This is a genomic window from Psychrobium sp. nBUS_13, assembly GCF_051201665.1.
Classification (GTDB): Bacteria; Pseudomonadota; Gammaproteobacteria; order Enterobacterales; family Psychrobiaceae; genus Psychrobium.
On the sequence record NZ_CP179210.1, the window covers coordinates 204,363 to 217,202 of the forward strand.

Consider the following 12,840-nt stretch of genomic DNA (forward strand, 5'->3'; position numbering starts at 1 on the left):
GGTAATAACCATGAAGAAATTGGAACATTTTTTAAGTATTAAAGATTTATCACAGGAACAATTTTTGTCCCTCATTACATTGGCAAAAGATGTTAAAGCTAATCCTAAAAATTATAGTCAGGCGCTTGCTGGTAAAAGTATCGTTACCTTATATGAAAAGCAAAGCCTGCGTACCCGTGTTACTTTTGATATTGGTATCGCGAAATTAGGTGGCCACAGTGTCTATCTTGATCAGAACAACGGCGCCTTAGGTAAACGTGAATCTGTTAGCGATTTTGCTAAAAATATTTCATGTTGGGCAGACGGGATTGTTGCACGAACCTTTAGTCATCAAACCTGTGAGGAATTAGCACAGGCTGGCAGCGTACCTGTGGTGAATTCGCTTAGCGACATGTATCACCCTTGTCAGGGACTGGCTGATTTTTTGAGTATCGCGGAAAAATTTGACGATTTAAGTCAAGTTAAAGTCGCTTATATTGGTGATGGCAATAACGTTACTCATTCATTGATGTTTGCTGCGGCTGTTTGCGGTAGTGATATGGTGGTTGTTTGCCCACAAGGCTGTTTCCCTGATGGTCAGGTTGTGCTTGAAGCACAAGCGATCGCACAGGCTCATGGTGGTAGCTTAACGTTAAGTATGGATCCTCAAGCCGCAAAAAATGCTGATGCTATCTATACTGATACGTGGATTTCGATGGGTGACGATATTAGTTATGACGACATCAAAGGAAAGTTCGCACCTTACCAAGTAAATCAGGCCATGATGAATGAATTGAATATCGGATATTTCATGCATTGCCAACCAGCACATATTGACCAAGAAGTTACACAAGAAGTCTTTGACGGGAAGCAATCGTTAGTATTGCGTCAGGCTGAAAATAGAATGCATGCTCAAAATGCAGTGTTAATAACACTTCTTGGTGAGTAAAAAATTAATTAGCAATAGTTAGCAATAGTTAGCAATTCAAGAGGAATAGTCATGGCGGCATTATGGGGTGGCAGATTCACCGAAGCAGCAGATGATAGATTTAAAAAATTTAATGATTCACTGAGGTTTGATTACCGGTTGGCCAAGCAAGATATTATCGGTTCAATCAGTTGGTCCCGTGCATTAGAGCAAGTTAACGTATTGAGCTCCCAAGAGCAAAAATCGTTAGAGAGTGCGCTCAATGAATTAGCCGAAGAAGTGGCTGCCGATCCGCAGAAAATTTTGCAAAGTGATGCGGAAGATATACATAGTTTTGTAGAATCAAAGTTGATTGAAAAAGTGGGAGATCTTGGCAAAAAACTTCATACGGGACGTAGCCGTAATGACCAAGTCGCTACTGATCTAAAATTGTGGTGTAAAGAACAATCAGCAGAGCTTTGTGAGTTAATTGTTCGTTTACAACAAGCACTACTCGATGTTGCGCAGCGTGAACAATCGACCGTGATGCCAGGCTATACACATTTACAACGTGCTCAACCTATTAGTTTTGGTCATTGGTGTTTGGCTTATGTTGAAATGTTTGATCGTGATTTGAGTCGTATGCGCGATACGACTGAACGATTGGACAGATGTCCGTTAGGCTCAGGAGCGTTGGCTGGTACCGCTTATCCTATTGACCGTCATGCATTGGCGAGAGATTTAGGCTTTAAACAAGCAACACAAAATAGTCTTGATGCGGTATCTGATCGTGACCATGTGGTTGAATTATTGGCTGACGCCAGCATGTCGATGATGCATCTATCACGTATGGCTGAAGATCTTATCTTTTATAATTCAGGTGAAGCGGGCTTTATTCAATTAGCGGATAACGTGACTTCTGGTTCGTCTCTAATGCCTCAAAAGAAAAACCCAGATTCATTAGAGCTTATTCGCGGTAAAACTGGCCGTGTATTTGGTTCGTTAAGTGGCATTATGATGACGCTTAAAGCACTGCCACTTGCCTATAATAAAGATATGCAAGAAGACAAAGAAGGACTCTTTGATGCTTTAGATAACTGGGGCGATTGTTTAGAGATGATGGCGATGGTGCTTGATGGATTAAAAACTAACAAGCCACGCATGTTAGCTGCTGCCCAGCAAGGTTACGCTAATGCAACAGAGCTAGCTGATTATCTAGTATCAAAAGACATTCCATTTAGAGAAGCGCATCATATCGTAGGTGAAGTTGTTGTTTCAGCGATTTCTCGTCAGGTGGCACTTGAAGACTTTACGTTAGAGCAGCTTAAAGAATTTTCGAGTGTGATTGAATCAGATGTTTATCAGCATCTAACTATTGATGCTTGTTTAGCGAAACGTGAAGTACTTGGCGGAACATCATTAACAAGCGTCATGTCAGCACTTGAAGAACAGCGTATTGATGTTAAAAAAGAGCCTGTGGCTGCTGAAGTTGTTGGCAGCACAACGGAAGGGCAAGTACAGAATGCGATGGGCACGATGCAACTTCGTATTAATGCTCACAAAGCTGAGCTACTTAATGTTCGCCACGCTAAATTATCAGACGTCGATGATATAACGAAAATTGTTAATTATTGGTCTGATGCTGGTGAAACATTACCGCGCTCTCGCTTTGATGTCTTGAACAGTATTTTAGACTTTTCTGTTGCGGTTAGCGAAGATGAGATTGTCGGCTGTGCGTCATTATATATTTATGGCACTGGGCTCGCAGAAATCCGCTCAGTTGGTATTAATCCTGAACATCAAGGCGCTGGCCAAGGTCGTGCGTTAATTGATCACATGCTTTTACGTGCCCAAGAGTTAGAATTAGAACGAGTGATTGTGTTAACTCGTGTGCCTGACTTTTTTGCAAAGCATGGCTTTACAGAGCTTGAAAAAGAACTATTGCCAGAGAAGGTAATCAAAGACTGTGAAGGTTGTCCGAAGAAAGAAGCCTGCGATGAAATTGCCATGGAATTTCAAATTCAGTGATTCTCTTTAATAGGAATATTATGCAATGAAAAAGGCGCTGAAAAGCGCCTTTTTTGTCTGTTGATTGATGCTTAGAAGATGTCGTCTTCAAAGTGATCATCAACTGAATCTGCTGTGGTAGCGGTTGTTGATTGCTCTGCATCGACAAAGGTTGTTGGTTCTGTGCCAGCAAGAAAGTATTCAAACCGAGAGGTATGATCCGTTTTTGTTGTGAGTAATCCAGTAGCCATATCGATACGAACTGTTTTAATATTTTCAGGGACGACTTTTCGTTGTTGTGGATAGTCTCTTAATGCAAAATTCATGAACTCAATCCATGCTGGCATTGCACTTTTAGCGCCTGATTCTGCCCCCTTGATTTGGCTTTTATCTAGGTTATTATTGGTTCTTGTACGACCCAGCGCGCGCGAAGGGTTATCAAAACCGATCCAAGTACTGGTCACAAAATATGGGCTAATGCCTGAGAACCAAGCATCTTTAGAGTTATTAGTGGTTCCTGTCTTTCCGCCAATGTCCTTTCGCTTAATCGTGTTCGCAATACGCCACCCCGTACCAGACCAGCCAGTTTTTTTAGACCAATTACCACCACCTGTGATAACGCTTTTTAGCATTTCTGTCACTAAGAATGCATTCTGAGCACTGATCACACGAGGGGCAAGTTTAGATTTATCCATCATACATTGTTGTGATAGCTCGATACTTTCTAAAGGTGAAAAATCATCGATGACAATTTCAGGGGCTTGCTCACAGGCTTGACAGGCTATATGTGGATTAGCAATTTCAACAACGCCCTGTGTAGAGTCGGTAATGCGTTCAATAAAGTATGGTGATATTAAGAAACCACCATTGGCAAAAGTCGCATAGGCTGTCGCTGCCTCTAGAGGTGTCACTGATGCTGAACCAAGTGCGAGTGATTCGCCAATCGGCAGGTCATCTTTTTGAAAACCAAACTTTGTCATATGATTAATACTGTTACGAATACCGAGCTTTTGAATCAGTTTTACTGACATGACATTTTTTGATTGAGACAAACCTAGACGAAGACGAGTAGGTCCATTATAGATCGGTGGTGAGTTTTTAGGTCGCCACGCTGCGCCTTGAGAGCGATCCCACTGCGTAATCGGCACATCATTGATAATGCTAGCTAGCGTAAAGCCTTTGTCCATTGCAAAAGAATATAAGAATGGTTTTATATTTGAGCCGATTTGACGTTTAGCTTGAGTCACACGATTAAATTGACTCTTATTAAAATCAAACCCACCGATGATAGAGCGAATAGCACCATCGTAAGGATCAAGGGAAACTAATGCGCTACTCACTTCTGGCACTTGAGATAAGTGCCATTTGTCTTGTTTTTTGAATACACGAATAAGATCACCAAGAGCGACAATATCAATTGCAGTTTGCGGCGCTGCTCCTTGATTGTTGTCATCGACAAACGCACGTGCCCACTTCATTTGGTCCCACTCAATAATTATTGACTCTCCGTTTTTTAACACCGCTTCAAATGCTTGTTCATTGACCGTTTTGACTACTGCAGGTTGTAAAATACGTACATCACGGGTTTTCGACAGGAGCTTAGCGATAATGGAGTTGGGGTCAATATCAATTGATTTTGACGATTCATTTTTTGCAACATCAAGGACTTTTTCTAAATCAAATTGCTGCTCTGGACCACGGTATCCGTGACGTAAGTCGTAATTGAGTATATTAGTTGCAACGGCGTTTTGAGCTGCCAATTGTAGTTCTGAAGGTACGGTTGTATAAACATTAAAACCATTTGAATAAGCGTTTTCTCTGCCATAGGTTGCCACCATGTGAGCTCTTACCATTTCACCTAAATAAGGTGCATATAACTCGATTTTTGCACCATGGCGCTTGCCAGTAATTGGCGCATTCTTTGCTGCTTCATACTCGGCGTTATCAATGTATTTTAAATCGTGCATTCGCTTGAGTACTAAATTACGTCGTGCTTTAGCGCGCGATGGCGAGCGAATTGGGTTTAATGTTGATGGCGCTTTCGGTAACCCTGCAATCACCGCCATTTGAGCTAATGTGAGCTCATCAACTGATTTGCCATAATAGACTTGTGCTGCTGCCCCAACACCAAATGAACGATGTCCTAGCGGGATCTTGTTTAGATAGGCGAGTAGTATTTCGTCTTTTGATAATTCTTGTTCGATATTCCATGCTAAAAATACTTCGCGAATCTTACGTATGTAAGTTTTTTCACGCGTTAAAAAATAATTTCGAGCAACCTGTTGCGTAATTGTACTTGCGCCTTGGCCTTTTTTACCCGTTACAGCGAGATTAATTGCAGCACGAACAATGCCAATAGGGTCGATACCAGGATGTTGGTAAAAGCGAGAGTCTTCAATTGCTAGAAATGCTTGTCTCATTTGCAACGGCACCTCGTCAAATGTCAGAGGAATGCGTTTTTTCTCACCGTATTGAGAGATGAGTTTTCCGTCTTGCGAAAAAACTTTTAATGGCGTCTGTAACTTAAATTCCTTGAGCTTTGTAGCGTCAGGTAAATCAGGTGAAAGGTACATATAAAGTCCGACTAAGGATATGACACCAAGTAAGCCGCCAATTAGACCGGTTATAAACGTCCATTTTAAAAATTTTAGCATTGTTATGTTATTCATCTATGAGCTGGGCAGAGTTCAGGCAATATTATAAAACTAAATTGCATTAATAGTTAGCTAATCACTAGCAAATGAGTAAAATATAATAAGGTCTGTTGAACTTTGTGGTTCAAATTTTGTTCAATCTAAAAGGATTTTGGCCAAGGCATGAGGATTGATGCTGGGTTTACCCCAGTGAATGACGAATAACGCCGCACAAAATACTTTTAGGTGAATCCTACGGACAGCATTTGTTTGTTATTTCTACGGCGTTATCGCCTATTCGTGTATTGCTACAGGGATGTAGCTCATTAGGATAATGCAGGAGCTATTATCGAGCCAGCTACACCACATAGGCTCTGCCTTGTAGAAATCCCAAACAAATTGCTGCAAAAATGAACTCAAAAGATCAACAGACCCTAAGTATATTGTAGATAAGTTAATGTTTGATTAACCAAAAACTATATATTTGTATTGTTTGTTGCTATAACTAATCCTAATTCATTAATAATTTAAAAACGGCGCACTTTCTATGCTTTCAGGACTTTTAAAACCTAAAACAACAAAGATGATCGGTGTAGACATCGGATCGAGTTCCGTAAAGGCTGTGCTGCTAAATAGATCCAACAATGGTTATAAGGTTGAAAATGTTGCCCATTTTCCGATCTCTAGAGGCTTTGTTGTAGATAATGCAATCACTGATCTACAAGGTGTTGGTGAGGTAATTAAGAAAGTTAAAAAGAAATTTTCTAAGTCCGGTGCTGATCATGCCGCTGCCGCAGTGTCAGGCTCAGGCGTTATTATCAAAACGATTTATATGAACGCCGTTAGAAATGACGAAGAATTAGAATCACAAATTGAGATTGAAGCAGAAAATTTAATTCCATACCCGTTAGATGAAGTCAGTCTTGATTTTGAAATATTAGGTGAGAACGCTGTAAATAACGAAAAGGTTGATGTTTTGCTCGTCGCTGCACGTTCGGAATTGGTTCAGGCGAGATCGCAAGCGCTTGAAATTGGCAAGTTGCAAGCTAAGGTCATCGATGTTGAGGGTTATGCATTAGGCCGAACATTTGAATTGATTGAACATCAAGTGTCAGATACTGAAAAAGAGCAAGCCGTTGCGTTAATTGATGTTGGCGCAGCCATGCTTACAATTGCTGTCGTCAAAGACGGGAAAACAGTGTTTATAAAAGAACAAGCTTTTGGTGGAGAACAATATACTCAGTCAATAGTTGCTTATTATGGGATGGATAATTACGAAGCGGAGCAAGCTAAGTTAAGCGGTGAGTTACCTCGCAATTATGTGTTTGAAGTTTTTGCTCCTTTTCAAACGGCGTTAGCACAACAAATTAAGCGTATGATTCAAATGTACAGTAGTGCAAATGATAATAATCAAGTATCGAAGATTATCCTTTCAGGTGGTTGTACCAATATTGAAGGTATTGACGTTGCCATCAGTGAAGAAATTAGTATTTCATGTGTCTTAGCGCAACCATTTTTGCACTGTGAAGTTCGTAAATCCATCGACTTTGATGCGTTAAACAGAGAAGGAGCTCAATATATGATGGCAACTGGCTTGGCGTTAAGGAATTTTAAATAATGGCTAATATTAATTTACTGCCATGGCGAGAAGAAGCGAAGCTTAAGCGGCAGCATGAATTCAATATGTTTGCAGCGTTTGCATTCCTAGTCGGCGTATTTTTTACCATTGCTCTATCTGTATTGCTTGATAATGAACTAGCACTTCAGTCTCAAAAGAACGCTTATTTAAAAGATGAAATAGCGATTATAAATGGTCAGATTTTGGAAATTAGAGAGTTACGCAAGACTAAGTCTGACTTAAAAAAGCGAATGGATCTTATTGAACGTTTGCAAAATGCTCGTAGTCTTTCAACGCATTTATTAGATTCTTTGGCGAAACTAATGGTCCCAGGGGTTTACCTTGAGCAAGTAGAAAGAAAAGGTAACACGCTGTGGATTGAGGGCTTAACGGAGTCTAATAATCACCTAGCTAATTTGCTGCGTAACTTTGAGAATTCTCAATGGTATAAAGACCCCTTAGTGAAACAAATTGACTTGCAAGAAGGTAGTCTTCGTCAGTTAAATAAATTTTCACTACGCGTCGATGTAAATTTAAATGTTGATCAAGGGGCTAAGTAATGAAATTAGATTTATCTGAATTACAATCAGTCGACTTAGATCTTAAATATTCTGGTTCGTGGCCACCTTTAGTAAAAGGAATCGCTTATCTTGTGGTGTTCGTGATGACACTTGTACTAGCTTATTTCGTTGTTTTAAGTGGCCAATTAGATAGTTTATCTAATGGTGCAGAGCAAGATGAGAAATTGCGTTACGACTACGAGTCTAAATATCGATTAGCGTACAACCTTGAAGCATATCAAGAACAAATGCTGGAGTTGGAAGTTCAATTAGCTGAAATGCTTAAGAAACTACCGGCAACGCATGAAACGCCAGGCATGCTTGATGATATTACATTTATTGCAACGTCTTCTGGACTTAGAATTTCTACCATTAAATGGGGTAACGAAGTTGAACAAGAGTTCTATACAGAATTACCTCTTTTTATTGATGTTTCAGGTGACTATCATCAATTTGGAAAGTTTGTCAGTGACGTTGCTAAACTTCCACGAATTGTAAGTTTACATGAATTTTCCATTAAAAAAGCGGCGAGTGGGCAGTTGGCTTTTCACATTGTGGCTAAAACATACCGCTATAAGGGGAAATAATGTTTAGATTAATTGGGCTCTTGATATTATTGTTCGCCATTCAAGGTTGTGAGACCTCAATGCAAGATACTAGAAACTTTGTCGCCAAAGTTAAACAATCCAAAGGCATCTCTATTGAACCGCTTCCAGAGCCGCTGACTTATCAACATTTTGAATATAGTGCTGGTTTTAATCGCAGCCCATTTGAAGCGCCTCAGCAGGAACTGACATTGGACGTTATAAGTAAAGGAAGAGATTGTTTGCAGCCTGACGTAAATCGTCGTAAGTCTCTGCTAGAAGCTAATGCGTTAGATAATTTAGTGATGCGTGGTACCCTAGGTACGGCAGAGGAACTTTGGGCTTTGATTCAAACTAATGGTGGTGAAGTTTATAAAGTGAAAAAGGGCAATTATATTGGTCTATTTCACGGTAAAATAATGCAAGTAAGTGAACAGCAAATTGAAATTACAGAAATAGTACCTGACGGCTCAGGTTGTTGGGTTGAGCGCCAAAACTCATTATCATTACATAGCGATAGTTAATCTTGAACTTGTTATCGTTTTTTACCACCGTCGCCAAGGAGAATAATGGTGAGCATTAACCAAATGTTAAGACGCGGTTTATTTTTATTAATGGTGTTACCAGGCTTAGCGTCGGCTAAAGACTTGGTTGACATCCAGTACAGTGAATTATCTGCTAAACAAGTAAAAATTGACTTTATATTTGATACATCAATTAAAGCTAATGATGTGCAATTTGTTGCGCAACCAGATCAAATATTTCTTGATTTTGGCCAAGTTGACAATGAGTTAGAACTCGATTTGATGCCAGATAATGCTTTAGGTATTAATGGGATTAAAGCGTTTCCAGATAGCGACCGCTTGCAAATTTTAATTTCGTTATCTAATTCTGTATCTCACAATGTAGAGGCCAATGGAAAAACCTATTCATTGATATTGGATAAAGCAATCGAAGCGCCTACTGAAGAAATGAAAAAAGAAGTAGCGCCAGTAAGTTTATCTAATGAAGCTTTATCAAAACTTCGTATAAATTCAGTGCAATCGCTTGATTTCAAGTTGGATTCAAAAGAACGTGGTCAATTGATCGTACGCTTAAAAGACCAATCCGTAACTAGCATGGTTACACAAAACGGTAATCGTATTGAAGTACGATTAAAAGGTACCGGAATTTCTGAAGACAATCTTTACACCATGGATGTATTGGACTTTGCGACGCCTGTTAGAAGTTTTGAAACTTTTCGCGAAGAAGATGGTGTACTAATTCTGGTTCAAACCCATAAAGACTTTGAATATGAAGAATCGCAAATAGGAAATGATTTTATTCTGTCAGTATTTGAGCCAACGAAAGAAACATTTGTCGAAAAAGAACAAAAGAAAGTTGTTTATACGGGCAAAAAATTCTCGTTAAACTTTCAAAAAGTAGCTGTAAGAACAGCGCTTCAAATCATTGCCGATTATAATAATTTTAATCTTGTGACTGGTGATAGCGTAACGGGTGATATCACATTACGATTGGAAAATGTGCCATGGGACCAAGCGTTGGACATGATCTTGAAATTTAAAGGTCTGGGTAAGAGAATTGAAGGGAATATCTTATTAGTTGCGCCTGCTGACGAGTTAGCAACACGTGAAGCAACGGAATTAAAATCAAATCAAGAAGTTGAAAAGTTAGTACCATTGTATACCGAGTTTTTGCAGATTAATTATGCGAAAGCGAAAGAGATTGCCACGTTATTAGATGGCGGCGACTCTAAAATTCTGTCTGAACGAGGCAGTGTCGCTGTTGATGAAAGAACGAATACGCTTTTAATTCAGGATACAGCGAAAAAACTAGATGATGTTCGTCGTTTGGTTGACATTCTTGATGTTCCGGTTAAACAAGTGGTCATTGAGGCTCGTATTGTTACCGTGACAGATAACATCAATGAAGAGTTCGGTATTAAATGGGGCGTAACTGATACATTAAGTGACGGCGCAACATCTGGATCATTAAATGGCGCGAATACCGCAGCTGGAGGCGTGGTTCCTGCACTAAATGACAGACTTAATGTTAATCTACCTATTGCCGACTCTGCCGGCACAATCGCGTTTCAGGTGTCTAAATTAGCGGATGGAACAATACTAGATTTAGAGTTGTCTGCGCTCGAGCGAGAAAATAAAGGCGAAATCATTGCAAGACCAAGTATTACAACTGCTAATCAAAGCCCAGCCTTTATTGAACAAGGTACTGAAATTCCTTACGTATCAGCTGCATCAAGTGGTGCTACAACAGTTACCTTTAAGCCAGCGGTGTTGTCTTTAAAAGTAACGCCACATATTACACCTGATGATAGAGTTATTTTAGATCTTAACATTACTCAGGATACACGTGGCGACACGGTAAAAACAGCAATTGGTGAGGCAGTTGCAATTAATACGCAACGCATTGGTACCCAAGTGTTAGTGAGCAATGGCGAAACGATAGTGTTAGGTGGTATTTATCAACAACAATTGATCTATGGTGTAAGTAAGGTGCCAGTATTAGGAGACCTTCCTTTATTAGGTTGGATGTTCAGAACGTCTAAAGACTTTACTGAACGCCGCGAACTACTTATTTTTGTGACACCAAGAATAATCACTGAAGCACAGTAGCGTTTGACTACCTTCTACCTCGTTCATTTGAGCGGGGTAGTGTCTAATTTTTGCATAATTAGACACCTTTTTTTATAACGATTAGAAAATCGTGATAACCCTACCAAAGAAACTGCCCCTTAACGCTTGCCTTTTTTACATTGTTATTGAGATAATGCACGGCTAAATTTGCCTATAAAAGATTGCGAGCAATGGTAAATCTAACGGTTAAAATAAATAATAAAACTGTTTAGTGTGCTAAACATCGAAACTCGCAGGTAGGCAACAGTGGTAGGTAATAACCTACTTAGGCTTGATTTAATTGAATGTAGTGATAATGGCTGAAAAACGAAATATATATATTGTGGGCCCTATGGGCGCTGGTAAAAGTACGATTGGACGACAAATTGCGCAGCAATTACATCTAGAGTTTGTTGATTCAGACGCTGAAATAGAGCGTCGTACAGGTGCTGAGATTGCTTGGGTATTTGATGTTGAAGGTGAAGACGGATTCCGTAAGCGTGAAGCTGACGTAATCAGCGACCTAACTGAACAGCAGGGTATTGTCTTGGCCACAGGCGGCGGTTCAATAATTTCAAAAGACGTCCGTAATAAACTATCCGCTCGCGGATTAGTCGTCTATTTAGAAACGACTATCGACAAGCAAGTTGCGCGAACTCAACGTGACAAGCGTCGTCCGTTATTGCGCTCGGAAAACCCACGCCAAGTATTAGAAGATTTAGCAGAATTGCGTAATCCTTTATACGAAGAAATTGCTGATCTAACTGTTAAAACTGATGAGCAAAGTGCGAAATTAGTTGCCAAAGAAATTATCGACAAATTAGGCTTTTAATTAGATGAAACTGCTCAATGTACAACTTGGTGATCGAAGTTATCCTATTTATATTGGGCAGAATCTCTTAAGCGATAGCCAATTAATGTCTCAACATGTGACTGGAACGCAAGTCATGGTTGTGACGAACACGGTTGTCGCTCCCTTGTATCTTGAGCAAGTTTTACAGTCGCTAGAGTCCGCTGGTAAAAATGTTGATGTGGTGACATTACCAGACGGTGAATCCTATAAGAACTTAGAAACACTCAACATCATTTTCGATCAACTTTTATCTAAAAAGCATGGACGAGATACGAGTATTATTGCCTTAGGTGGTGGCGTTATCGGTGATATGGCAGGCTTTGCTGCATCGTGCTATCAAAGAGGTGTGGAGTTTATTCAGATCCCTACAACGGTGCTATCACAGGTTGATTCGAGTGTCGGTGGTAAAACAGCTGTTAATCATCCACTCGGTAAGAACATGATTGGTGCTTTTTATCAGCCCCAAGCTGTTGTGATTGATATTGATTGTTTGGCTACGTTGCCGCAGCGAGAATTTGCTGCTGGCATGGCTGAGGTCATTAAATACGGCATCATTTGGGATAATGAATTCTATCAGTGGCTCATCAAGCATCGCACTGAAATACAGTCGCTATCTTCGGAACACTTGATTCAGATGATTGAGCGTTGCTGTGCAATCAAGGCTGATGTCGTCGCGCAAGATGAAAAAGAGCATGGTGTCCGCGCATTACTCAACCTTGGGCATACTTTTGGCCATGCCATTGAGTCAGAGCAAGGTTATGGCAAATGGTTACATGGTGAAGCCGTTGCAGCAGGCACTGTGATTGCTGCAAAAACTGCATTGACAATGAATCGAATAACACCGAGTGAATTTGATAGTATCAAAGATATATTTTCGAGGTATTCTTTGCCAATTGTTAAGCCGGCTGACATGTCTACTGAGCAGTTTATGGAGCATATGGCGATCGACAAAAAGGTATTAGCAGGAAAGCTTCGCTTTATATTACCTCAAGGTATTGGTCACGCTGACGTTGTTTCAGGAATTGATAATAGCACGCTTTCAGATGCTATCGAAAACCACTAGCTC

General features: G+C 40.1%; 10 protein-coding genes. 9 read left to right on the top strand and 1 reads right to left on the bottom strand.

Features of this window, described 5'->3' with window-relative positions; translation table 11 throughout:
• The first annotated feature begins 19 nt into the window (after positions 1–19).
• A complete protein-coding gene (locus ACMAZF_RS00955) occupies positions 20–928 on the top strand; it encodes an ornithine carbamoyltransferase (RefSeq protein ID WP_435277150.1) in 909 nt (302 codons plus the stop codon).
• A 51-nt stretch (positions 929–979) separates the two neighbouring features.
• Positions 980–2,914: an argininosuccinate lyase gene (argH, locus tag ACMAZF_RS00960; RefSeq protein WP_435275643.1), complete on the top strand. Its 1,935-nt coding sequence runs from the start codon at positions 980–982 to the stop codon at positions 2,912–2,914.
• Positions 2,915–2,985: 71 nt separating this feature from the next.
• On the opposite strand, the gene ACMAZF_RS00965 is transcribed toward argH, so the two are convergent.
• Entirely contained in the window at positions 2,986–5,562 is a 2,577-nt protein-coding gene (locus ACMAZF_RS00965) for a penicillin-binding protein 1A (protein ID WP_435275644.1), read from the bottom strand.
• Between the two features lie 511 nt (positions 5,563–6,073).
• Between ACMAZF_RS00965 and pilM the strand changes: the two genes are divergently transcribed.
• From pilM to aroB, 7 genes are all read left to right on the top strand, one after another.
• Positions 6,074–7,144, top strand: coding sequence for a type IV pilus assembly protein PilM (pilM, locus tag ACMAZF_RS00970; protein WP_435275645.1), 1,071 nt, complete (start codon positions 6,074–6,076; stop codon positions 7,142–7,144).
• A complete protein-coding gene (locus tag ACMAZF_RS00975; protein ID WP_435275646.1) occupies positions 7,144–7,704 on the top strand; it encodes a PilN domain-containing protein in 561 nt (186 codons plus the stop codon). The genes pilM and ACMAZF_RS00975 overlap by 1 nt, the downstream gene beginning before the upstream one ends.
• Positions 7,704–8,291, top strand: a complete 588-nt coding sequence (locus ACMAZF_RS00980; RefSeq protein WP_435275647.1) for a type 4a pilus biogenesis protein PilO — start codon at positions 7,704–7,706, stop codon at positions 8,289–8,291. The genes ACMAZF_RS00975 and ACMAZF_RS00980 overlap by 1 nt, the downstream gene beginning before the upstream one ends.
• Complete coding sequence (locus ACMAZF_RS00985; RefSeq protein WP_435275648.1) at positions 8,291–8,812, top strand: pilus assembly protein PilP; 522 nt, start codon at positions 8,291–8,293, stop codon at positions 8,810–8,812. The genes ACMAZF_RS00980 and ACMAZF_RS00985 overlap by 1 nt, the downstream gene beginning before the upstream one ends.
• A 45-nt stretch (positions 8,813–8,857) precedes the next feature.
• Positions 8,858–10,921 (top strand): type IV pilus secretin PilQ, encoded by a 2,064-nt coding sequence (locus tag ACMAZF_RS00990; RefSeq protein ID WP_435275649.1) that lies wholly within the window; start codon positions 8,858–8,860, stop codon positions 10,919–10,921.
• A 316-nt stretch (positions 10,922–11,237) separates the two neighbouring features.
• Positions 11,238–11,753: a shikimate kinase AroK gene (aroK, locus tag ACMAZF_RS00995; protein WP_435275650.1), complete on the top strand. Its 516-nt coding sequence runs from the start codon at positions 11,238–11,240 to the stop codon at positions 11,751–11,753.
• A gap of 4 nt (positions 11,754–11,757) precedes the next feature.
• Positions 11,758–12,837 (top strand): 3-dehydroquinate synthase, encoded by a 1,080-nt coding sequence (gene aroB / locus ACMAZF_RS01000; RefSeq protein WP_435275651.1) that lies wholly within the window; start codon positions 11,758–11,760, stop codon positions 12,835–12,837.
• Positions 12,838–12,840: the final 3 nt, after the last annotated feature.